The organism is Paenibacillus lactis (assembly GCF_017873605.1).
In the GTDB taxonomy this organism is placed as follows: Bacteria; Bacillota; Bacilli; order Paenibacillales; family Paenibacillaceae; genus Paenibacillus_AQ; species Paenibacillus_AQ lactis.
In genome coordinates this window covers 1-23,101 of sequence record NZ_JAGGKI010000028.1, presented here as the reverse complement: position 1 = coordinate 23,101, position 23,101 = coordinate 1, and the positions used below count along the sequence as shown (strand labels likewise).

Annotated in this window: 16 protein-coding genes and 1 riboswitch; of the genes, 14 read left to right on the top strand and 2 right to left on the bottom strand. The window is 54.4% G+C overall.

Annotated elements, in window-relative coordinates; translation table 11 throughout:
- Positions 1–7: 7 nt before the first annotated feature.
- Both J2Z18_RS28215 and J2Z18_RS28210 read right to left on the bottom strand, forming a co-directional pair.
- The gene (locus tag J2Z18_RS28215) at positions 8–1,324 is read right to left on the bottom strand and encodes a glutamate-1-semialdehyde 2,1-aminomutase (RefSeq protein WP_007133036.1); all 1,317 of its coding nucleotides are present in this window, start codon (positions 1,322–1,324) and stop codon (positions 8–10) included.
- Positions 1,325–1,410: 86 nt separating this feature from the next.
- A complete protein-coding gene (locus J2Z18_RS28210) occupies positions 1,411–2,487 on the bottom strand; it encodes an LCP family protein (protein ID WP_007133035.1) in 1,077 nt (358 codons plus the stop codon).
- A 141-nt stretch (positions 2,488–2,628) separates the two neighbouring features.
- Between J2Z18_RS28210 and bcp the strand changes: the two genes are divergently transcribed.
- From bcp to J2Z18_RS28140, 14 genes are all read left to right on the top strand, one after another.
- Positions 2,629–3,099 carry a thioredoxin-dependent thiol peroxidase gene (bcp, locus tag J2Z18_RS28205; RefSeq protein WP_144878061.1) on the top strand — a complete coding sequence of 157 codons (471 nt, stop codon included), beginning with the start codon at positions 2,629–2,631 and terminating at the stop codon, positions 3,097–3,099.
- A 183-nt stretch (positions 3,100–3,282) separates the two neighbouring features.
- Entirely contained in the window at positions 3,283–4,623 is a 1,341-nt protein-coding gene (locus tag J2Z18_RS28200) for a polysaccharide deacetylase (RefSeq protein WP_210095669.1), read from the top strand.
- Between the two features lie 271 nt (positions 4,624–4,894).
- A complete protein-coding gene (locus J2Z18_RS28195) occupies positions 4,895–5,353 on the top strand; it encodes a helical membrane plugin domain-containing protein (protein WP_007133032.1) in 459 nt (152 codons plus the stop codon).
- 33 nt (positions 5,354–5,386) lie between these two features.
- Positions 5,387–6,565, top strand: a complete 1,179-nt coding sequence (locus tag J2Z18_RS28190; RefSeq protein ID WP_144878063.1) for an NAD(P)/FAD-dependent oxidoreductase — start codon at positions 5,387–5,389, stop codon at positions 6,563–6,565.
- Between the two features lie 541 nt (positions 6,566–7,106).
- Positions 7,107–8,882, top strand: coding sequence for a cache domain-containing sensor histidine kinase (locus tag J2Z18_RS28185; protein WP_007133029.1), 1,776 nt, complete (start codon positions 7,107–7,109; stop codon positions 8,880–8,882).
- On the top strand, positions 8,860–10,416 hold the full coding sequence (locus tag J2Z18_RS28180) for a response regulator (RefSeq protein WP_210095668.1): 1,557 nt from the start codon (positions 8,860–8,862) through the stop codon (positions 10,414–10,416). Before J2Z18_RS28185 ends, J2Z18_RS28180 begins: the two co-directional genes overlap by 23 nt.
- 154 nt (positions 10,417–10,570) lie before the next feature.
- Complete coding sequence (locus tag J2Z18_RS28175) at positions 10,571–11,890, top strand: ABC transporter substrate-binding protein (protein ID WP_007133027.1); 1,320 nt, start codon at positions 10,571–10,573, stop codon at positions 11,888–11,890.
- Between the two features lie 29 nt (positions 11,891–11,919).
- Positions 11,920–12,873 carry a carbohydrate ABC transporter permease gene (locus J2Z18_RS28170; RefSeq protein WP_007133026.1) on the top strand — a complete coding sequence of 318 codons (954 nt, stop codon included), beginning with the start codon at positions 11,920–11,922 and terminating at the stop codon, positions 12,871–12,873.
- 29 nt (positions 12,874–12,902) lie between these two features.
- Positions 12,903–13,736: a carbohydrate ABC transporter permease gene (locus tag J2Z18_RS28165; RefSeq protein ID WP_007133025.1), complete on the top strand. Its 834-nt coding sequence runs from the start codon at positions 12,903–12,905 to the stop codon at positions 13,734–13,736.
- Positions 13,737–14,059: 323 nt separating this feature from the next.
- On the top strand, positions 14,060–15,067 hold the full coding sequence (locus J2Z18_RS28160) for an AAA family ATPase (RefSeq protein WP_210095675.1): 1,008 nt from the start codon (positions 14,060–14,062) through the stop codon (positions 15,065–15,067).
- On the top strand, positions 15,064–16,371 hold the full coding sequence (locus J2Z18_RS30690; protein WP_210095667.1) for a DUF58 domain-containing protein: 1,308 nt from the start codon (positions 15,064–15,066) through the stop codon (positions 16,369–16,371). Before J2Z18_RS28160 ends, J2Z18_RS30690 begins: the two co-directional genes overlap by 4 nt.
- Positions 16,346–18,763 carry a transglutaminase-like domain-containing protein gene (locus tag J2Z18_RS28150; protein ID WP_210095666.1) on the top strand — a complete coding sequence of 806 codons (2,418 nt, stop codon included), beginning with the start codon at positions 16,346–16,348 and terminating at the stop codon, positions 18,761–18,763. Before J2Z18_RS30690 ends, J2Z18_RS28150 begins: the two co-directional genes overlap by 26 nt.
- Positions 18,764–18,841: 78 nt before the next feature.
- A complete protein-coding gene (guaA, locus tag J2Z18_RS28145) occupies positions 18,842–20,380 on the top strand; it encodes a glutamine-hydrolyzing GMP synthase (protein WP_028406145.1) in 1,539 nt (512 codons plus the stop codon).
- 274 nt (positions 20,381–20,654) lie between these two features.
- A riboswitch (purine riboswitch) is annotated at positions 20,655–20,753 on the top strand.
- A 213-nt stretch (positions 20,754–20,966) separates the two neighbouring features.
- Positions 20,967–22,337, top strand: coding sequence for an NCS2 family permease (locus J2Z18_RS28140; RefSeq protein WP_007133020.1), 1,371 nt, complete (start codon positions 20,967–20,969; stop codon positions 22,335–22,337).
- Positions 22,338–23,101: the final 764 nt, after the last annotated feature.

Sequence of the window (23,101 nt, the reverse complement as noted above, 5' to 3'; positions counted from 1 at the left end):
AATGCCATTAACCTTTCATGGCTTGAAATGAAGCCTCTGCGGCTTCCAATGTTGCATCGATGTCCGCTTCCGTATGGGCAGTCGTCATAAACCAGGCCTCGTATTTAGAAGGGGCCAGATTAATGCCGCGGTCCAGCATATGGCGGAAGAAGGAAGCGAAGGCCTCGCCGTCCGTATCCTGGGCTTCATCATAGTTGGTCACCGGATGATCGCAGAAATGAGTGGAGAAGGAGCCGCGAATCCGGTTGATCGTGAGCGGAATGCCATGGCGGTCCGCCGAGCTCTTCAGCCCTTCGGTCAGCTTGATCGTCAGACGCTCCATTTCCTCATACACGCCTTCGCCTTGCAGCACCTCCAAACAGGCGATCCCTGCGGCGATCGACGCCGGATTGCCAGCCATCGTTCCTGCTTGATATGCAGGTCCGAGCGGGGCAACCTGCTCCATAACGTGCTTCCGGCCGCCGTAAGCGCCGATCGGAAGACCGCCGCCAATGATTTTGCCGAGCGCGGTCAGATCCGGCTGAATGGCTTCGTGATTCGCCAGACCTGCGTATGTCTGGGAAGAGCCGTAGTGGAAGCGGAAGGCGCTGATGACCTCGTCATAGATGACGAGCGAGCCGTTATCATGGGCCAACCGGCACAGTCCTTCCAGGAAGCCTGGCTTTGGCATTACCATGCCGAAATTGCCGACAATCGGTTCGACCATCACCGCGGCCACGTCATCACCCCATTGCTCCAAGGCGTCACGCAGGCTGTCAAGATCGTTAAACGGAACCGTAATGACCTCGTGGGCAATGCTTGTCGGAATTCCGGCGCTGTCCGGAATGCCGAGCGTGGAAGGTCCTGATCCTGCGGCGACAAGCACGAGGTCGGAGTGGCCGTGGTAGCAGCCGGCGAACTTGATGATTTTATTGCGCTTCGTATATGCGCGTGCAACGCGGATCGTCGTCATGACGGCCTCAGTGCCGGAATTGACGAAGCGCACCTTGTCCAAGGAAGGGATGGCATCCTTCAGCATTTTGGCAAGCTTGATTTCAAGCTCGGTCGGCGTCCCGTACAGCGTGCCGTTCTGGGCTGCCGCCGTAATGGCGGCCGTAATGTGCGGATGGGCATGGCCGGTAATAATCGGTCCATAGGCCGCCAAGTAATCGATGTAGCGATTGCCGTCTTCATCCCAGAAATAGGCGCCGCTTGCGCGTTTCATGAAGACGGGGGCGCCGCCGCCGACCGCTTTGAATGAGCGGGAGGGGCTGTTGACGCCGCCGACGATATGCTGAAGAGCTTCCTGGTATAAGGCTTCGGAACGGGTTCTGGATGTGTTCATCGTGTAAAAACTTCCTTTCTTCATGAAGCAGGACAGGCCGCCAAGATTCCAAGCTGCCTGTCCTGCATGCTATATAGTGTGCTAAGTTAGTTGCGGTCTGTCTCTGTGGATGTAGACGTGGACGTCGATGCAGAAGGATTACTTTCTTTGCCGGCAGGATCGCTCTCCTTGCCTTCGCTTTGGCCTTCCTCGGTCTCCGGGTCAGGATCCGGCGGGCTCATGATATCCTGAATGTACTGCTTTAAGGTGTCCGGATTGCCGACCGTCAAGACAGCTGCACCGCCGATCGTTTCTTCCTTCAGCAGCTTCATCGGAGGGACCTGCTCGCTGCCGCTCATGCTGCTCTTGTATGCGACGGTGGCCAGCTTCCACATGTCTTCGACCTCGAGATTCGTGTCGATGTAAGGGCTGACGGATTTCAAAATATCCGGCAGCTTCATAATGGACGTGGTCGTCTGCATTTTCTTGGCGACCGCCTTAATCAGCTCGCGCTGCCGCTCGGTACGGGTAAAGTCGCCCATAGCGTCGTAACGGAAACGGACGTATTGGAGCGCGGCGTTGCCGTCCAGATGCTGCATGCCTTCCTTCAGATTGATGTCATATTCATTCTTGTCCGCTTTGCTGGAATAATTCATATCCTTCTCAACGTAAAAATCAACGCCGCCGACGGAATCCACCAGCTTGATAAATCCTTGGAAGTCGGTGTAGACATAGTATTGGATCGGGATGCCGAGCAGATCGCCGACCGCCTTCATCGCGGTATTGGGACCATGGGTGATCGCCGTGTTGATCCGGTTCGGGTCATGTCCGGGTATGTCCGTGTACGTATCGCGCAGAATAGAGAACAGGTACATTTTTTTCTTAACCGGGTCGATGGAGGCTACCATCATGCTGTCCGAGCGGGGGATTTCCCCTTCCTCGAAGCCGCGGGCATCGACGCCCATCAGCAGGATATTCACCGGCTCGGTGCCTTCCCATTCCGGAGGCGCAGGGACTTTGGCATCCACCTTCTCAATTTCATGGAACGGAGAGGATTCACCGCTTTTGTTCAAGCTTTGCAGGCCGTCATAGAATGAAACTGCATAATAAGTGCCGTAGGCGATGACAGCCGCAAGTACGATACATATGCTCCATATAATCGTCTTCTTTGTTTTTTTGGTCATTGTGTTCTTCCTTTCGGATTGCGCTGGTGAATAAAATCGATAGAACATTTGAACATTCGACATTCACTCTATTATAATTTTTTTCGAAAAGACAATCAATTTTACGGGTCTAAGGTCCCGTTCAGCAGGAGGAGCTTAATCGTGAAACCATCACATGTTGAAGTAGGGAGCCCGGTCCCTGATTTTACCCTCCCGGCTTCAAGCGGAGAGAATGTATCCTTGAGCGACTTTCGCGGACGCAAGGTCGTGCTGTTTTTTTATCCGAAAAATATGACGCCCACGTGCACTGAGGAGGCCTGCAGCTTCCGTGATCACTACGGCGCATTGAAGGAAGCGGGGGCGGTCGTCATCGGCATCAGTCCCGATCCGCTGAAATCCCATGCCAAATTTATCGATAAGCATAGCCTGCCCTATTTGCTTCTTGCTGATGAAGAGCATAAGGTAAGCGAGCTGTTCGGGGTGTGGCAGATGAAGAAGATGTTTGGCCGCGAGTACATGGGGATCGTGCGCTCCACCTTCCTGATCGACGAGAAGGGGAGGCTCGCCCGCGAATGGCGCAAGGTCAAGGTGAAGGGCCATGTGGAAGCGGTCCTCGAAGCTGTGCTGTCATAAGCTATATGAAGATTCGCCCCTCCGCATGCCTGGACAGGCTTGCCGCGAGGGGCTATTTTTGTTCACCCGTCCTTCTCTCGCAATTCTCGCTAAAATATATATCGGCTGATAGTCTTTTTTCGAAAATACCTCCATATAATCTAGCAGAAAGCCGAACTCATAGAAATGATGGAGGTAGAAATCATGAATATTGTAGCGAGAGTTGCATCCATTGCCTTGTTTTTTAGTGTGTTGGCGTTAATGATAACGGTCTGGGCCGGATTCCCCGGGGGAGAAACGAAGCCGGACGATATGAAGGTATATATGGAGCAGGCGCTGCTGGCTCCGGCATCGGCTGCCGGGGTTCAGACGAAGGTGCTGCTAGGCCAAAGCGGTGAAACGCCAATCAAGCAGGCGGTTTACACAGCGGGAGCAGGCAAGCAAGCCGCATCCGCTGCAGCAGCGCAAGCCCAGGCCCCGAAAGTTGACCCGAAAGCTGAGAAGAAGGTCTATCTTACCTTTGACGACGGTCCTTCGGATTTGACGCTGGAGGTGTTGGACATATTGCATAAGGAAGGCATTAAGGGCACGTTCTTTGTGCTTGGGGAGCAGGCTGAAGCCCGTCCGGAAATTATCAACCGCATATATGAGGAAGGACACACGATCGGCAATCATACATATGATCATCGTTATGACAAGCTTTACGGGCATTTTCAAGATTTCTGGGCGCAGATCAAGAAGACGGAGGAGCTGATCCGCTTGATTACAGGCGAACGTCCGCAGCTCGTCAGGGCGCCGGGCGGGACAGCCGGACACTTTGACCAGGCTTATTTCGACCTGATGGAGCAGGGGGGATATCGCGTATTCGATTGGAACGTCGACAGCGGGGATTCGAAGCGCCGGGGGGTTCCGGCCAAGGATATCGTGAAAGGCGCAACAGCAAAGGTCAGCGGCAGCGAGGCGATCGTGCTGCTGCATGACAGCAAGGGCCATGAGGAGAGCGTGAAGGCATTGCCGGAGATCATCGGTTATTATAAAAAGCAGGGCTATGCGTTCGATGTGCTTACGCCGGATATGCAGCCGGTCCAGTTCAAGGCGCAGCAAGGCGCGGTTAAGGCCTCGCAGCCTTCCCGGCAATGGATCGAGAATCATGTTCTGGCCAATGCCAAACTATTTGAAACGGGCCGAACGCTTGCGGTCGAGTTTGGGGCCATGGAGACTGCATTCGAGCCGGGCGAGTATAAAATGGAGGACGGGCGCTTGATGGTTCCTCTGCGCGCCTTGTCAGAGCGGCTCGGGGGGACGGTTTCCTGGGAGGGCCACAGCAAGACCGTCAGCGTGGCCCTCGGAGGGAAACGCTGGGAAGCGGACCCGCTGAGACGCTCGATAACCCCGGGTGAAACTTGGGGCAGGCCGCTCCCTTCCGATGTGCGCCTGATCGGCGGCACGGCTTGGATTCCGCTCCGTGACGCCCTTGCTGCATCCGGGCACCCTGTTACAAGAGTGACATATAAAGATGCGGAAATTCGGATCATAACTTTGTAGTCGAAATTTGTATTTTATGTTTGTAATTATGCGGCACAAGTTATAGACTAGTACTTAGAGATAATAATCACAATCCCTGAGAACGTTATTCGTAAAGGAGGGGGGAGCCATCCCCCTGCCTTTATTTTGGCGCGAGTGAGTCACCTTGAAGTTCACACTTTATGTCAGTGATGCATAATAGATACCGGTTATCCCGAAATTAAAGCTAACCGGTTCGATCGTCGCCAAGTTCATCTTGGGAGTTCACTTAAAGAAAAGGAGGCAATTCTCTATGACAGAAACATCTAACCCGCAACCGTCCGAAACACCGGATAACGTTGCAGGAAACCAGGCCAGCCGTCCTGATGTGCTGCTCGAACAATTGCTAAAGCCTGAGGTACAGGAATCGCTGACTACGCTTGTGGATAACCTGCCTAAGCTTACGGAAATGCTCACATTCTTCACGAAGGCTTATGATTTCGGCAAGTCCGTAGCTACTGATCCGGTGCTGGCGGAAGACACCATGGCTTCTCTCGCAGGTTTCACGAAGCCTGTTACCGACAAGGCAAAAGCGATTGCATCTGCCGCGATCGAAGCGGGCGACCGAATTCATGCCCAGGGGGATCATGCGCAAATCGGCGTATTCGGTCTGATGAAAATGCTGAAGGATCCTCAAGTTCAAAAGGGTCTTCGCTATGCTCAGGCTTTTCTTGACGTTCTGAACGAGCGCGACCAACAGAACAAGCGTTAATTCCATATATCTTAAGAAGAACGGAGGATGGTCATGTCTAAACATATTTTAATTTTGGGCGGGGGCTACGGCGGCTTGCTGAGCGCACTTTCTGCGCGCGAGCATTTTGGCGTCAACGACGCGAAAATTACGCTGGTCAACCGTTTCCCAACACACCAGATCATTACAGAACTGCATCGACTGGCAGCAGGCAACATCGCAGAGAAAGCAGTGGCCCTGCCGCTGGATAAATTGCTTCGCAACGCCAACGTGGATCTTCGCATTGGCAACGTCAAGGAGATCAAGCCGGATGAGCGCTCGGTATCCTTGGATGACGGCGGAAACTTTACTTATGATATTCTCGTTATCGCACTGGGCAGTGAAACTGCATTCTTCGGCATTCCGGGACTTCAAGAAAACAGCTTCATTCTGAAGTCGGTAAACGATGCGAATCGTCTGCGTGCCCATGTGGAATCCCGCATCGCGGAATATGCTAAAACGAAGAACAAGGCCGATGCAACGATCGTTGTCGGCGGCGGCGGCTTGACCGGCGTCGAGCTTGTCGGCGAGTATGCGGATATGCGCAGCGAGCTTGCACGCAAGCACGGGATCGATCCACAGGAAATTACTCTCTACTGCGTAGAAGCGGCTCCTTCCATTCTGCCAGGCTTTCCTGCAGAGCTGGTTGACCGTGCTACAACAAGCTTGCAGAAGCGCGGCGTGAACTTCCTCACCGGCTTGCCGATCACGAAGATGGACGGAACAACCGTTGAGCTGAAAGACGGCAGCACCATCGAAACAAGCACGCTGGTATGGACCGGCGGCGTACAGGGTAACTCCGTTGTAGCGAACTGCGGTATCGAAGTAAACCGCGGTCGTGCGGTCGTTAACGAGTACCTGCAATCCGCTTCCCATCCTGACGTGTATGTCGCTGGCGACAGCGCGGTTGTTATGGGACCGGAAGGCCGTCCATACCCGCCGACAGCGCAGCTGGCATGGCAGATGGGCGAGCTGATCGGCTACAACATCTTCGCGAATCTGAACGGCGGCGCACAAGCTTCCTTCGAGCCGGTATTCTCCGGTACGCTGGGCAGCTTGGGACGCAAGGATGCCATCGGAACTATCGGCGCGAACAAAACGCAATTGAAAGGTTTGCCTGCGACGTTGATGAAGGAAGCGAGCAACATGCGTTACCTCTCTCACATCAATGGATTGTTTACGCTGGCATACTAAGCCGAAGGCTTGCATGAATATGAATTTAAATCAAGAGATGGGCTCTGATATTGGGGTCCATCTCTTTTTTGCGTTTGCGGTGAGGGAAGGCAAAAAACATAAGAAGATGGACATAGGGACAATCTTTCTCAAACATATTACGATGAATACACTCCGGACGGACCTTACTTGAAGTTGAGGCTTCGCCGGGGGTCAGAAGGAGACCGGAGCGGGAAGAGGATGGGCGGAAAGGAAAGGGAAGCAGACAGCCGGAAGCGAACGCATGGGAGGTTGAGGTAGGGGAAGGGGAGCAGGAGCAGCCAGAAGCGAACGCGAGGAAGGAAAGGTAGGAAGGGAAGGGGAGCAGTAGCAGCCGGAAGCTAACGGACGCTGAAGGAAAGATTGGAAGGGAAGCAAGGAAAGGAGGGGCCGGAGGGAACCAACATAAGGTACTGATATGCCTGGAAGCTTGTCGACAGATGTACAAGAATACAAAAGCCTCTTATTTGAAAGCGCTGTCAAATAATTCATGTTCTGATCTGGTAGAGGAGGGAGTTTGCATATGCGGGGATACCGCCGTCTTCATTCGATCGTTACGCAGCTGTTTTTATTCTTTTTCATTGGTACGACATTGCCGGTTCTAATGATGGGCTTCCTATCCTTCCACAAGTCGGCATCCATCGTGGAGGAGCAGGTGGGCAAGGTGGCATCGCTGACGATTACCCAGGTCAGCGACAAGCTGAATATGTTCTTCAAGAAGCTGGACGATTCCTCGATGATGGTGCTGAACAGCAAAGTCGTCCACGGCATTTTGGAGGATCCGGATCTCAGCCAATATGACCTGAACCTCAAGGTTAAAGAGGGCAAGGATCTGCTGACCTCCATTATGATCAACTCGCCGGAAATCATCGACGTGTACGTCTTTGATATCAAGCGGAACAATTCCGTCCTCAGCGCCGACTCGCTGATGTCCATTCCGAGTCAATGGGAATCGGCGTGGTTTCAGTCGATTTTGGAGGCTCGCGGGCAAACGGTGTGGTTCGGTCTGTCCGACACCTCCTATCTGAAGCAGACAAGCATGGGGTTTCCGGTATTTGGGCTTGGAAGGGCGATCCGCAGCTGGGATACGGGGGAGATCGTCGGCGTCATGTTCTTCGAAATTATGGGGGATGTGCTTATTGACGAGCTGAACCACGTCCAGTTCGGGGATACGGGTTACATGTATGTCGCCAACGACGAGAACCGCTTCTTCTATCATCCAGATCCGGCCATGTACGGGAAGCGCTCCCCTGTGGAGCTGCCGACAGGGCCGACGGAATACGAGTGGAACGACAAGAAAACGCTGATGATCCCTTCCCGGCTGAATAACGGCTGGCATGTCGTAGGAATGGTTCCGCTTAAGGAGCTGACGGCCGATTCGGCCAGCATCCGCAGCTTTACCGTATGGATCGTGCTCGGCTCGATGCTGGCGGCCATCGGGATCGGATACTACATGACGCGGAAAATCGGCAATCCGCTCGTTCATTTAAGCCGGCTGATGCGCCGCAGCGAAGCCGGGGACTTGAGCGTCCGGTGCCGCAATGTCGGTCCAAGCGAGATCGGTCAGCTCGGCAGAAGCTTCAACAAGATGATCGAGCAGATTGACCTGTTGATCCAGCGGATTGCCGCAGAGGAATCGGAGAAGAAGAAAGCTGAAATCCGGGCTCTTCGCTATCAGATCAATCCGCATTTTCTATATAACACGCTGAACTCCATCCGGTGGATGGCCAAGCTGAACCGCACCAATGATGTCGACAAGGCCGTAGCGGCGCTCGTGCATCTTCTTGAAGGCAGCCTGGGGCGCAGCGGGGTATTTATACGCCTTGGCGATGAGCTGGAGCTTCTTCGCCAATATATGATCATCCAGAAATACCGCTATGACCATCCGATTGAGCTGGTCGTCGACTGTCCGGCTGGCATGGATGACGTGCAAATTCCCCGCATGCTGCTTCAACCGATTGTGGAAAATGCGATTTTCCACGGGATTGCGCCTCTGGACGACAAGGGGGTCATCCGGGTTGTCATCCGGCGGCAGCAGGAGGATGCCATGATCCACATCGAGGACAACGGCATCGGAATCGAGCCGGAGAAGCTTGCCGGGCTGCTGGATTATGAGCGCAACCGCTCCAAGCAGGGAATGACCCACATCGGACTGTCGCATGTCCATCAAACCGTGAGGCTGTATTACGGCAGTCGTTACGGCTTGAACGTCGAGCGGAAGGAAGAGGGAGGCACGCGGGTGACCATCTTGATTCCGGCGAACGGAGGGGATATTCATGTACAAAGTGCTGCTCGTTGATGACGAAGCGATTGCCCGCACAGGGCTCAGGACCACTTTTGACTGGGAGGGATACGGCTATCGCTTGGTCGGGGAGGCATCGAACGGTCAAAAGGCTTTGAAGTGGATCGAGGCGGGAGAGGTCGACATTCTGATTACGGACATCGCGATGCCGGTCATGGACGGGCTTGAGCTTACCCGCCGGACAAGGCAGCTATGCCCATGGGTGAAAGTGCTGCTGCTCAGCTGCCACAGCGATTTTGAATACGTCCGGGAAGGCATTCGGCTCGGCGCGGCCGATTACATTCTGAAGCCGACGCTCGATTCAGCGTCGCTGAAGGATGTGCTGGAGCGGATGCGGCAGAAGCTGGAGGAAGAGAAGCGCCTTGAGCGTATCGTAACCGAGCATGAGCGGCAGCAGCGGGAACAGCGGAAACGGGCCGATGAGAAGACGCTGTATTTGGCATTGCACGGCGAAGCTGCCGCCATGGAGAACTTGGCCGGGTTCCGGAGTGACGGCCAATTCGTCGTGGCAGTCTGCCGACTGGACGGAGGGCCGAGATCGGACGGCTTCGGAGCAGCCCCGTTGGACGGAGAAGAAGAAATGGAACGATTCAAGAGCTGCCTATATGAGCAGCTGCCGGATGCGCTTTCGGTCCGAACGGGACCGGATTTACTGGCGGCCTGGGTGCCCGTTGACGGCATGGAGCGTTCAGAGGATCCTCGCTGCGATCATCTCCTCCTTCCGCTTGCCGCCTTCGCCACCATCGGGCTCAGCCGCCGGTATGCCGGGCCCCAGCGGCTCGCCGAGGCCTACGTAGAGGCGAGTGCAAGCCTGGAAGCCTCTTTCTTTTACCGGGAGGGGCGCATCTTTCACGCGGAGGATATTGGTGCCTTGGGCGACCGTGGCGGACCGGAGCAGGCAAAGCCCGAGCTGCAGGCCTTGAGGGCTGCGCTGGCCGTCGGAAACCTGCCGAGGTGCGAAGTGCTTCTGCAGTCGGTAATGGAGCGATGGATGCCGTCCCGAATGGGGAAGCAGGAGGTGCTCGTTGAAGCGGAGGAGCTTCTTGGCATGCTGTCCACGTACAGCCTGTCCGCCCTGCCGATTGTATCCCCGGCGTTTGAGCTAACCCGGCTTCGGTCTGTCGAAGAGGTGCGGAGCGTCATACTGGACGCGTTTCAGGCGGTTCGGGACGAGCCGAATCGCGGTCCGTTTCCGGAAGCCACGCTTCACGAGCGGATCGTCCTTCAGGCCATTTCCTATATTAACGCCCATTACACGGAGCCGATCTCCCTTCAGGAGGTCGCCGATGAAGTCGCCGTAAGCCGGAATTACTTCAGCGAGCTGTTCAAACGGGTGACGGGGAGCAATTTTATCGACTACGTGATCGATCTTCGGGTAAAGCGTGCCAAAGAGCTGCTGGCTGCAACCTCGCTCAGGGTGTATGAGGTGGCGGAGCTTTCGGGATTTAACGATGTGAAGTATTTCAGCAAGCTGTTCAAGAAGCTGGTCGGGATGACGCCGGCCGAGTATCAGGGATTGAACCGCAAATGACAAGGCGGCAGCAGGTTTCTTGCAGGATCGGAAAAGAAGCCACTTATTCGGAACATAATCCGTTCCAAAGCTTTTTGCCAAAATTTTATAATTAAAGCGTTTACAAAAGTCTTTTCAGGTTAGTCCAAATCGGTCGGAAACGGAGGAAATGAAAATGACAAGAACGCGTAAAAGAGGGGCATTGCTTGCTGTCATTCTAGTGCTGTCCATGCTGCTTCAAGCATGCGGTGGCGGTGAATCGGATGGGGGCGGCTCGGCAAGCGGCGAGAAGGTCAAGATCAAATGGGCGACATGGGGCAACCCTGGCGAGCTCACCCGATTTCAGGAGATGACGAAGGACTTCAACAAGCGGCATCCGGAGATCGAAGTGGAGTTTATTCCGATTCCCGGCGAGTATGACCAGAAGATTTTGACGCAGCTGACAGGCGGAACGGCTCCGGATATTTTCTATGCCGGCGACGGCCTGATCGTTAAGCTGATCGAAAACCAGAGCATCGAGAACCTGACCCCGTATATGGAGGCTCCGGACAGCCTCATCAAGAAAGAGGACTACTTCGAAGGACTATGGGGGGCGGCGGTCCGGGACGGACAGACGTACGGGGTTCCGGTGGATTGCAACCCGATGGTGCTTTGGTACAACAAGAAAGTACTCAAAGAAGCGGGAATTACCGAGATGCCGGCGGAGCTGCAGGCAAGCGGGCAATGGACCTGGGACAAGTTCAAGGAGATGACCGATAAGATCCGGGCGAGCAATAAGTACGGCTACGTGCTGGATAACTCCTGGAACAGCTACCACAGCTGGGTTACCTCCAACGGCGGCCGGGTGTATGACGAGAACGGAAATTTCGTCGCGGCCGACGATCCGAAGGCGAAGGAAGCGTTCCAGTTCCTGTATGACAACGTAAAGTCGAAGAATATCACGTTCTCCGGCACGCTGCCGAAAGGACAGGGCGGGGATGCCATGTTCATGTCCAATCAAGTAGGCTTCGTGGGTGCCGGGCGCTGGTATCTCCCATTGTTCAAGAAAAATGAGAGCCTTGAATACGACGTCGTTACCTGGCCGACCAATACGGGCAACAAAATCGAGCCGGCCGGCATTCCTACGGCATACCTGGTGATGAATAAAGCCTCGAAGAATAAAGAGGCCGCGTATACGTTCTTCTCCGAATATTTGAATAAAGACGGCCAGCGTTTCCGCCTGCAGGGCGGCGGCAATGCGGTTCCGTCCGTCGCAGGCACCGATGAAGTCGTGCTCGAGGGCAATCTGCCGGAGCATGCCCAGCTGTTCCTCGACGCGCGCGAGGTCGGTTATGCGCTGACGCCGTTCGAGGCCGGCATCCCTGGGCTAAGCCAGGATATTACTTCGAAGTTCGAAGCGTTATGGCTGAAGAATCAGGAGCTTGATAGCTCGCTTAAGGATATACAGACCATGGCCAACCAGAAGATCCAGGATTACAAGAACAGCAAAAAATAATCCAGCTCCGAGAGGAAGGGTGAGTAGACATGAACGTGCAGCCTGCAGGAAGCCCGGGAGCCGCCCCTTCTCCGGAGCGGCTCCCGGAGAGAAGGGGCTCTTCCCTGAGCAGCAAAACATCCGAAGGATTGTGGGGCTATTTATTCATTTTCCCGCAACTGCTAGGACTGGTCGCTTTTTCATTAATTCCGCTCGTCTCGGCCTTCGTGATCAGCATGATGAATTGGGACGGGATGGGGACGAAGCAGTTCGTCGGCTTTCAGAACTTCATCGGCCAGCTTCGGGACGAGGAGTTTCGCATCGCGCTCGTCAATACGGTGTACTACACCATTCTGTCCGTGCCGACAGGGATCGTGCTGGCGATGCTCGTTGCCGTCGGCTTGAATCGGGTACGCGGAAAAATCCTTTACCGGCTGATCTATTTCATGCCGAACATCACGATGTCGGTAGCGGTCGCCGTCGTATTCATGTGGCTGTTCAACGCCGACTTCGGCCTTATCAACATGTATCTGAAGCAGTGGTTCGGCATCACGGGGCCGTCATGGCTGACCGATTCGAGATATGTCATGCCTTCGATCGCCATGCTAAGCGTGTGGATGGGGCTTGGAGGCAACATGGTGCTGTTCCTGGCCGGGCTACAGGGTATCTCTAGAAGCTATTATGAAGCGGCTGAAATCGACGGGGCCGGCAAATGGCAGCAGCTCATCCACATTACGATTCCGCTCCTGTCGCCGACCACCTTCTTCGTGACCATTATGTCGATTATCGGCTCCTTCCAGGTGTTCGACCAATCCTTCGTCATGACGTCCGGCGGTCCGGCGAAAGCCAGCTATACCCTTGTCTATCACATTTATGAGACGGCCTTTGCGGACTTCACCTTCGGCAAGAGCACGGCGGCGGCGGTCATCCTGTTCTTGATGATTCTGTCCCTGACCCTGTTCCAGATGAAGATGTCGAGGCGCTGGGTTCATTACGAGGATTAATGGACGTAAGAGGAAGGAGGAGAAGCTACATGCCGTACCGAGGATTGCGGGCGTCGACCGTCCTGCTGCACACCGTCCTGATCATCGGCGCCTGCATCATGGCCTTGCCGTTCGTATGGATGGTGCTCAGCTCGCTCAAGGATTTATCCCAGGTGTTCGTCGTGCCGCCCAAATGGATTCCGGACCCGTTCGTCTGGTCCAACTACAAGGACTCCCTGACGGCGCTGCCCTTCGGGAGAGCTTATCTGAACAGCTTTTATATCAACGTCATCGTGGTGGTATCGCAGCTCGTAACCTGTTCGATGGCCGCCTATGCTTTTGCCAAAATATCGTTTCCGTTCCGGGAGCCGCTGTTTATCCTGTTCCTAGCCACGATGATGGTGCCGGGGCAAGTCACGATCATCCCCCTGTACCTCATCATGAAAAATATCGGTTGGCTGGATACGCATCTGGCAATCATCGTTCCCTCCGCCCTGCTCAACGCCTTCGGCGTGTTTCTGCTCAGGCAGTTCTTCAGAGGCATACCGAAGGAGATGGAGGAGGCGGCCATCGTGGATGGTGCGAACCGGTGGACCATCTATGCGCGAATCATGCTGCCGCTTATTAAGCCGGCCTTGTCGGCGCTTGGAATCTTCACCTTTCTCGGGATGTGGAACAATTTCTTCAACCCGCTGATTTTTCTCAGCAGCACGGACAAATTTACCGTGCCGATGATGCTGAACCTGTACCGGGGCATGTATTCCACGGACTGGACGCTGATGATGGCGGGTGCTTCCATCGCGCTGATTCCGGTGTTGATCGTATATATCATCGGGCAGAAATATATCATCGAAGGCGTGACCCTGTCTGGAATTAAGGGGTAGATTACAGCAAGGGGTTCATAAAGGAAACGAACGCACGAGCCGGAGCAGGCCCGTAAGAGGAAGCGATAGCCGCTTTCTTCTTGCGGGCTTTCTTCTGTCCGCTATCCATAAAATAAAGCCGAGCTATGCTCCGATGCTGATGCACTATCGATGCTTCTCATAGCGGCAGACCGGATTTGAACCTTACGGAAATTCCTGCTTCCACCGCTATTCGCCTCATTGCCGATGTCTATCTTGGAGTCATCTTGGAAAACCTATTCATAGATTCATAACTAAGGCTATCAACTATGTTTTGTTCTATGAATATGGAAGGTTGGAGGGTGATGTTCTTGCTGCGTTCATCCATGGTGGAAGAGGAGCGAATGGATCCCGAGTGGGCTCCGGACCTGCTCGGTAAAGTTAGAAGCCGGATCGGCAGCGTCATTGTCGGGCATGAGGAACAGATTTCGCTCACTATGATCGCACTGCTGGCCGGTGGGCATGTGCTGCTGGAGGATGTGCCGGGCGTTGGGAAGACGATGCTGGTCAAAACGGTAGCCGCGTTGATCGGCTGCGATTTCAATCGGATTCAGTTTACGTACGATTTGATGCCGGGGGATATTACCGGTGCCTCCGTTTATTATCCCCATTCGGGAGAGTTTGTCTTTCGCCCCGGACCTCTCATGGCGAACATCGTGTTAGCTGATGAAATTAACCGGGCATCGCCCAGGGCGCAGTCTGCGCTGCTGGAAGCGATGGAGGAGGGCAGGGTCACCGTCGACGGCCGGACTTACCCGCTGCCCGCCCCATTCTTCCTGCTTGCAACCCAAAATCCCTATGAATATGAGGGGACGAGCCGGCTGCCGGAAGCCCAGCTCGACCGCTTCCTCATGAGAATGTCGCTGGGCTATCCCGATATGGAAGGTGAGATGGTGCTGCTGGATCGGAGGAGCAGCAGCGCCATGGCGGATAAATTGAAGCCATTAATGGCAGGCTCCGAGCTGATGGCGATGCAGCAGGCGGCGGCGCGGGTGTTTGTTGATGAGAGCATCAAACGCTACATGGTCAGCGTCGCTGATGCATCCCGCCGGCAGCGGGGAGTGGCGCTTGGCATCAGCCCGCGGGGCACCTTGGCCTGGTACCGGGCGTCCCAAGCATCAGCCTATATGGATGGGAGAATGTACGTCATTCCGGATGACTGCCTTCGCGTTGCCGTCCCGGTGCTTGCCCACCGGATTCATATGAATCATGAAGGACGGGCTGCGGGACTGACTCAGCAGGAGATGGTGAACGCCATCCTTGCCCAGTTCGAGCTCCCGCGCCAGCGCAGCCGGAAAGGCGGCTCGCGGTGAAGCGGGAGCTGGCGGATTGGATGAGAGCTCTGGCCATATGGCTCGTAGCGCTGGGTCTTTATGTGTGGCTGGGGGGCGAAGCTCTCCGGCTGCTGTGGCTCGCGTGCACGCTGGTTCTGATCGGAGGGGCCGCGCTCAGGCTGCTCGGACCGTCCCGGATTACCGTTAGCCGGACATGTACTCCGGCATGCATCTATAGGGGAGACTCCGCTCATGTCACAGTTCGGATTGATTATAAAACCGTGCTGCCGGTGCCTTGGATGATGGTTCAGGATACGATCGGAGGCTGCTCGCATCGGAAACTGCTGTTTCCCGGATTACGCAAAAATCTCACTTACAGCTATCAGCTTGACCGGCTTCCCCGCGGCATCTGGACGGAGGCCTCCAGCGAAATTGCTTGGGGGGACCTGTTCGGATGGTTCCGGTTCAGCCGTCAGCTTGCCGGTGAAATGACCGGGATCTCCGTTCTTCCCCGGCCGGCGGTTGGCCCTGAGCTTCAAGCTGTCCCCCGCGGCGGGTCAGCCGATCGGGAGGATGAACGGACCTTCGCGAAGAGGCGGACGGACATTCGGGGCAGCGGCCTGCGGGATTATATTCCCGGGGATCCGATGAACCGGATTCACTGGAAAAATTCCGCCAAGCTGGGGCGTCTGCAATCGTTCCTGCCGCAGGAAGGGAGCGGCATCCGCCAATGTATCGTGTTGGATACGAAGCGCCAAGGTGTTTTTGGAAGAGAGGGAGGCACGTACGAGGAGGCCTTCGAGGATACGGTTGCTGTCGCAGCCGGGTTCCTCTGTGAGCTTCATGACCGCCGAGTACCTTACAAGCTATGGACAAGCGCGTACCAATCCCTGACGCCTGTGTCCGAATATAGAGGCGATAACGCTGCGCAAAGGCGGGATATCCTCCTTCCGCTGGCATCTGTCCGGATATCGGGCGGGGTGGAAGCGGCTGATCCTTATGAGGAATACGCGCGGATGTCGACGGATGTATTGGAGAGGGATACGGCTTGGACGATCATAACCGGGACCATGAATGAGCAAGCGGCCCTGCTTGGAATCAAACTGCTGAATAGCGGTGTTCGGGACGTTACGATATGCTGCTTGCGCAGCGGGCAGCAGCGGACAGCCATCCGCATTTCCGGGGATGGCGGGCATCCGATTCGTTCGACGGGACAGGAGCGGGCCGAGGAATTTTACCGCCTGGGAGGAAGGCTGGTTATTGCAGGCGGAATACCGGAAGCTCCGGCAGATGGATCGCTGAAGGGAGGGAATGGAAATGGATCCGGTCAGCTTGCACGATAAGGCGGAAGAACGCGTTGGGCCCGGGAGCCATCCCGCCGGGCATTTCCGTTCTTCCCTCGTTTCCAGAACGTTTCCCGGGACCCTGCTTCAGCGTGCGCTCATTACCCTGCCGGTAGCAGGACTGCTGTCGGAGTGGCTGCTCCCGCTGCAGGCCGTTAACGGGGCGGGCGGGGACCTGATTCTGCAAGCACTGGCTCTTCTTGCGGCGATTCTTCTCCTTCAAGGCCTGTCCACCTGGCGTGAATGGGTGTGGCTGCCGCTGAACGCTTTGCTGGTCATTTGGCTGTGTGCCCAATTGTTTAACTACGCCAATCCGCTGGAATGGCTGCACGAATATGCTTCGGTCATCCTTCCAGGGGACGCGGAGGCCGTCATAAACACGCGGGCGTTTACCGGGCTCAGCGAGGAGAGCAGAACGATGGTTCTCTTGATCGGCTGGGGCATCATGGTATCGGCCATTCATATGCTGTCCCTTTACCGCCTGTCCGTCTGGCTGTTCGGAGGCTCGACGCTGGTTTATTTGGCCGTGCTTGCCTCCGTGTCGGAGCGAAGCTTGTATTCCGACATGGGGCTGGCTATGCTCTACCTTCTGATGGCTCAAGGGCTGATGCATATTGTGAGGCTGGGCCGGGAAGCCTCAGATGATGAAGCAAACCAGAGACGAGCTGTTCATTCTGATGGAGATGCAAACCAGAGTCGATCTGTACATTCTGATGGAGATGCAAACCAGAGACGAACTGTTCATTCGGGTACTTATACAAACCTGAGGCCATCTGTGAGTCCCGGTCAGTATGCGTCTCTGCCCATGCTGCGCTGGAGCATGGCCGTGATCGTGACGGCCGTACTGGCAATCGGGGTAGCCCGTCTTGGCGGATCCTTCAACGAGCCTTATGAAGGCGCAGGCTTGACGTTAACGGATCTCGCTGAGCGGATCTCGGGCATAGGGGAGCACGTCCGGGAGGCGGCGGAGGATGCACTGCCTGCCGCCCGAATGATCGGATACTCACCTGTGATGGGCGATTTGGGAGGTCCGCTATCGATGAGCGATGAGGTGTTCTTCACGGCGAAGTCTCCGATTCCGACCTATTGGCGGGGCGAAGCCTATAGCTTGTACGACGGCCGGAAATGGGACCAGGATCGCGCCATCCGAACGACTGCTAAGCTGAGGGACAATTTAAGGGACAAGCTCCCCTTCTGGGAGCGGTCAGAAGGACGAACACTGGTGCAGACCCTGCAGTTTGAGGAGCCTTCCCAGGTGAAGCCGCTGCTGGCCGGAGGAATTATTTCCCGGGTATCCGATGTACAAACTGCCGGAGGGAAGCGGGAGCCGGGGCTCTCTGTGGAGCGGATGTCCGAGACCGTCTCCATGCAAGGGGAGGCTGCACTATCCCGCTATACCGTGGAATCCCTATATATCCAGCCGGATATGCAAAGTCTTCGTGCTTCAGCCGGCAAAGATCCGTCGTATATGAAAGAGCTGTATCTGCAGCTCCCTGATTCACTCCCCGGCAGGGTCCGTGATTTGGCGAAGACGGTTACGTCGGATGCTTCGAACAGGTATGAAATGGTCAAGGCTATCGAATCCTATTTGGAGCGGAACTATACGTATACGCTGCAGACGGCCATCCCCCCGGAGGGCAGCGACTTTACAGATCAGTTTCTGTTTGAGTCGAGAGAAGGGTACTGCGCGCATTTTGCAACGGCGATGACCGTCATGCTGCGAAGCGAAGGAATCCCCGCCCGTTACGTGACCGGATTTGCGCCGGGTGAACCGGTGGAGGGGAAGGAGCATACGTACCGCGTTGCCGAAAAGAACGCCCATGCCTGGGTGGAGGTATTTTTCCCCGGAACGGGCTGGGTGATGTTCGACCCTACCCCTGGATTCGGCACCGAGCCTTCCACGCCTCCAGCGACAGCGGACGAGATTACGGCTTCGCATCTGCCGTGGTCCGGCTTATGGGATCGTATGCTGGATGCCGCCGCCAACGTGCTGATGCTGATCTCTACCCTTGGGCCTGTTTCTTTTGGAGCAGGGCTTTTGATCCTCGTTCCGACGGCTGCGGCAGCGATCTACTGCATTCCGTCCATTCGGGAGAGGCTTTTCTTCCTGATGCTGTCAAGCCGGATCGCGGTCTCTCCAAGGGAAGGGCTTGTCTCTGCCTCGGCTCCCGTATGGGAGAAAATCCAGCGCAGGTTCGGAGCGTTCGAGAGGGGCCAGACTGTCCGTCAATATATTTCGTCGTTATCGGTTACGGATGAGGCTTTCCGGCTTGAATTAATGCAGTTTGCCTGGCGCTGGGAGAGGGCGGCTTTTCAAAATGAACCGTGGACCCGGACGGAAAAGGTACACTTTTTACGCCAGTGTCTTCGAATTGTCAAAAAACTGGCATGAAAACGAAGGGGCCTCTTTCTTGACGGTATGAATTCGGGTTGCGTATAATTAATTTCATTAATCAAGGGAGGCCCGGTAATGAATAAGCCTAATGAAATCATCGTTGTTTTGGACTTCGGTGGACAGTATAACCAACTTATAGCACGACGGATCCGCGATCTTGGCGTATATAGCGAGCTTTTGCCTTATAATACGTCCGTGGAGAAGATTAAGGAATTGGCACCGCGCGGGATTGTTTTTTCGGGAGGCCCTATGAGCGTTTATTCCGAAAATGCCCCGCATGTCGATCCTGCCATTTATGACCTGGGTGTTCCGATTTTCGGAATTTGCTACGGCATGCAGTTGATGGCCCACCAGCTGGACGGTAAAGTAGAGCGTGCTTCCAAGCGCGAGTACGGAAAGGCTGAGCTGGAATTTAATCCGAACACCACGCTCGTTAAGGGTCTGGAGCAGAAGCAGACCGTATGGATGAGCCACGGCGATCATGTGGTATCACTGCCAACCGGCTTCAAGCTGGATGCAGGTACGGAATCCGCTCCGATTGCTGCGATGAGCAACGAGGACAAGAAGCTGTACGCCGTGCAGTTCCATCCGGAAGTACGCCACTCCGTGCACGGGAATGAAATGATCAAAAACTTCCTTTATGAAGTATGTCAGTGCGAAGGCAACTGGAGCATGGAGACCTTTATCGACGACCAGGTTCGCGAAATCCGCGAAGTCGTCGGAGACCAGAAGGTGCTGTGTGCCCTGAGCGGCGGGGTTGACTCTTCCGTTGTGGCCATGCTGATTCATAAAGCGATCGGCGATCAGCTGACTTGCATGTTCATTGACCACGGCTTGCTGCGCAAGGGCGAGGCTGAGAGCGTGATGGATACCTTCGTCGGCAAGTTCGATATGAAGGTCGTCAAGATCGATGCGCGCGACCGTTTTATGTCCAAGCTTAAGGGCGTGGATGATCCGGAGAAGAAGCGCAAAATTATCGGCAACGAGTTTATTTACGTATTTGACGAGGAATCCAGCAAATTCGACGATTTTGCATTCCTCGCTCAAGGCACGCTGTATACCGATATCGTTGAGAGCGGAACGGATACGGCGCATACCATCAAGTCCCACCATAACGTAGGCGGACTTCCTGAAGACATGAAGTTCAAGCTCATCGAGCCGCTGAAAGCCCTGTTTAAGGACGAGGTCCGCAAAGTCGGCGAGGAGCTTGGCCTGCCGGACGAGATCGTGCACCGTCAGCCGTTCCCGGGACCAGGACTCGCGATCCGCGTGCTTGGCGAAGTGACCGAGGAGAAGCTGAAGATTGTGCGGGATTCCGACTACATCCTGCGTGAAGAGATCGCGAAAGCCGGACTGGACCGCGAAATCTGGCAATATTTCACCGCGCTTCCGAACATGAAGAGCGTTGGCGTTATGGGCGACGCCCGTACGTATTCCTACACGGTCGGCATCCGTGCCGTAACCTCCATCGACGGCATGACGGCTGACTGGGCCCGCATTCCTTGGGATGTGCTCGAGAAGATTTCGGTGCGCATCGTCAACGAAGTGGAGAACGTCAACCGAATCGTGTATGACGTTACGTCCAAGCCGCCTGCAACGATCGAGTGGGAGTAGGAGTACTCCGGGAGATCGAACGATATAAACCGATTCGTTGAAGTCGGGAGACGAAAAGGATGAAAGTGAACACCTCTGCTACCGGGGATATCAGGTTATGATATGCCTTGATGGCAGGGGTGTTTTTTTACAAATAGTTCTGTCGACCCACAATGAGCACGGATTTCTCCTCAAATCCCGAACATTACTTTAAATTAACAATTGTAATATTCGTTTTTGTTATTGACAAGCTTGGGCATCTCGTCCTAGAATATGAGTAGAAATCGACACGACAACAACAAATAACGAGCTTTTTCGTATAATCCCGGGAATGGGCCCGGGAGTCTCTACAGGTCACCGTAATGATCTTGCTACGAAAAGAGGAGCGGCAATATAATGCGGACACGTACTGCGTTTCTAAAGCCGGCTGTCACTGTCAGGAAAGATGCTTTCCGGCAGTGCGCCCGGTTTTCACGAAGCGATTGTTAGCCTGTGTTCCGACGGCTATTGTTTTGCGGCTCTTTTTTCCAAGCAGCGGCCCTGGGGATTTATCCTTAGGGTCTATTTGTTGTTGCGGGTCATTAATTTTAAGGGGGATATCTCTATAATGGAGCGTTTCTTTAAGCTAAAGGAACACGGAACAACAGTAAGAACCGAGATTATCGCTGGCCTTACGACGTTTATGACGATGGCCTACATCCTGCTTGTTAACAACCTGTTTCTCGGTCCTAACGGGGCAGGCATTCCGCAGGAAGGCGTCTTCTTCGCGACTGCGGTCGGTGCGGGACTCGTAACGATGGCGATGGGCTTCTTCGTTAATATTCCGGTTGCGCTGGCGCCGGGTATGGGTTTGAATGCATATTTCATGACCGTCGTGCTGAGCTCGAACGGAGCCATTACATGGCAGGCTGCGCTCGGAGCCGTATTTATTTCAGGTATCGTCTTCATCATTCTGACGGTAACGAAGGTTCGCCAAATGCTGCTGACGGCCGTTCCGAATAACCTTAAAATTGCCATTACGGTCGGGATTGGCTTGTTTATTACCATTGTCGGATTGAAGCTCGGCAATCTGGTTACCGTGTCGATCAACCCGGGTACGGATGTTAGCCAGCCGGTACCGGGAGGCGCGTTTAATATGGGCCTTGGGAACTTCGTTGAGCACAAGGACACGCTGCTTGCTCTGATCGGGCTGTTCCTGATTGCGATTCTTATGGTGATGAAGCTGAAGGGCGCTTTGCTGATCGGTATCGTGCTGACAACATTGATCGGTATTCCGATGGGCGTAACCGACCTGTCCAGTCTTAGCACCGCAAGCTGGATTCCATCCTTTGATAATTTGGCCGTTGGCCAGATGGATCTGAAAGGCGCGCTCGGAATCGGGCTCATCGAGGTCATTTTTATCTTCACGTTCGTTGAACTGTTTGATACCTTCGGTACATTGGTCGGTACTGCAGGCCGTGCAGGATTGCTCAAGAATAAAGAAGAAGGCGAGAAAAAGCTGGGTAAAGCGATGCTTGTCGATGCGGGCGGCGTGAGTGCCGGCGCATTCCTTGGTACAAGTACAATTACGGCATTCGTAGAGAGCACCTCCGGTGTTGCCGAAGGCGGACGTACCGGTCTGACGGCCGTAACGACAGGCGTGCTGTTCATTCTTGCGCTGTTCCTGGCTCCACTTGCTCTGGTTGTTCCTTCTGCTGCTACGGCTCCGGCGCTTGTCGTTGTCGGCGTGCTGATGATGAGCCAGGTTCGTGATATTGAATGGGATGATTTCATGCAAGCCTTCCCTGCATTCCTGACCATCATCCTGATGCCGTTCACGGGCGGAATCGCCAACGGGATTTCGGCGGGGATCATTGCTTACGTCGTGCTTGCCGTATTCGGTAAGCTGACAGGGCGCACCGACACGAAGGTGCACTGGCTGATGTGGATTCTGTTCGTGATCATCTTGGTTCGTTACGCGTTCCTCGGGGCCGAATAATCATTCGTCAATTACGCATAATAAAACCGTCTCTTATTTATATAGAGGCGGTTTTTTGTTTGTATGTTTTTTCAATTATGTCATCAGGACCGGTTGCTTCTTCACGCGTTTATTAATTTGCAGCGGTTCGATTCCTTAAGCATTTGTTTCCGAGACATCACCATACGTTGGCTCTGTCCCCGATCCCGTTCATCATTTAAATAGAAGCTTAGCTGGTGGATGTGCGAACAAATCTTATTATTAATGAAGAGGTCAGGCTGTATTATATGCCGTATGATGAAGCGAAGGACGATTACTAATGATCGTCCATCTAGCCCAGTTGGCGGATTACTTTGTATCGGTATAGGTGTATTGAAACTCTATTTATAATTATTTTAAAAAAATGCCTGCATTCTTTCTTGAAGATGTGTTATATTCTAATTCCGGCCGAGAAAAAGGCAGGGACAACATTTGAATCACAAGCTGAAATGAATGAACGAAAAATTAAATTCAAAAAAAGCTTGCAAAACTCAAATGGATGTGGTAAATTATAAGAGTTGCTGATGCGAACTAGATTCGCCGGTAACGAAAAGGTTGATCTTTGAAAACTGAACAACGAGTGAGTAAAAACAAACCGCTTCGGCGGGGAGTTACAATAGAGAATTGAACAAATTCTCGTCAGTTTTTCTAAATGAGCTTAATCGCTCTTTCAAGACTCACCAGATTTGATTCACTCATCCGAGTGGAACCCAAATCCGGCGAGGTCGATCGTCCTTCGGACGATC

Excerpts from the sequence above, each read along its gene's own strand:
- J2Z18_RS28215 (WP_007133036.1), bottom strand. The coding sequence starts at position 1,324 with ATGAACACATCCAGAACCCGTTCCGAAGCCTTATACCAGGAAGCTCTT.
- J2Z18_RS28210 (WP_007133035.1), bottom strand. The coding sequence starts at position 2,487 with ATGACCAAAAAAACAAAGAAGACGATTATATGGAGCATATGTATCGTA.
- J2Z18_RS28200 (WP_210095669.1), top strand. The coding sequence starts at position 3,283 with ATGAATATTGTAGCGAGAGTTGCATCCATTGCCTTGTTTTTTAGTGTG.
- J2Z18_RS28195 (WP_007133032.1), top strand. The coding sequence starts at position 4,895 with ATGACAGAAACATCTAACCCGCAACCGTCCGAAACACCGGATAACGTT.
- J2Z18_RS28190 (WP_144878063.1), top strand. The coding sequence starts at position 5,387 with ATGTCTAAACATATTTTAATTTTGGGCGGGGGCTACGGCGGCTTGCTG.
- J2Z18_RS28185 (WP_007133029.1), top strand. The coding sequence starts at position 7,107 with ATGCGGGGATACCGCCGTCTTCATTCGATCGTTACGCAGCTGTTTTTA.
- J2Z18_RS28180 (WP_210095668.1), top strand. The coding sequence starts at position 8,860 with ATGTACAAAGTGCTGCTCGTTGATGACGAAGCGATTGCCCGCACAGGG.
- J2Z18_RS28175 (WP_007133027.1), top strand. The coding sequence starts at position 10,571 with ATGACAAGAACGCGTAAAAGAGGGGCATTGCTTGCTGTCATTCTAGTG.
- J2Z18_RS28170 (WP_007133026.1), top strand. The coding sequence starts at position 11,920 with ATGAACGTGCAGCCTGCAGGAAGCCCGGGAGCCGCCCCTTCTCCGGAG.
- J2Z18_RS28165 (WP_007133025.1), top strand. The coding sequence starts at position 12,903 with ATGCCGTACCGAGGATTGCGGGCGTCGACCGTCCTGCTGCACACCGTC.
- J2Z18_RS28160 (WP_210095675.1), top strand. The coding sequence starts at position 14,060 with ATGTTCTTGCTGCGTTCATCCATGGTGGAAGAGGAGCGAATGGATCCC.
- J2Z18_RS28150 (WP_210095666.1), top strand. The coding sequence starts at position 16,346 with ATGGATCCGGTCAGCTTGCACGATAAGGCGGAAGAACGCGTTGGGCCC.
- guaA (WP_028406145.1), top strand. The coding sequence starts at position 18,842 with ATGAATAAGCCTAATGAAATCATCGTTGTTTTGGACTTCGGTGGACAG.
- J2Z18_RS28140 (WP_007133020.1), top strand. The coding sequence starts at position 20,967 with ATGGAGCGTTTCTTTAAGCTAAAGGAACACGGAACAACAGTAAGAACC.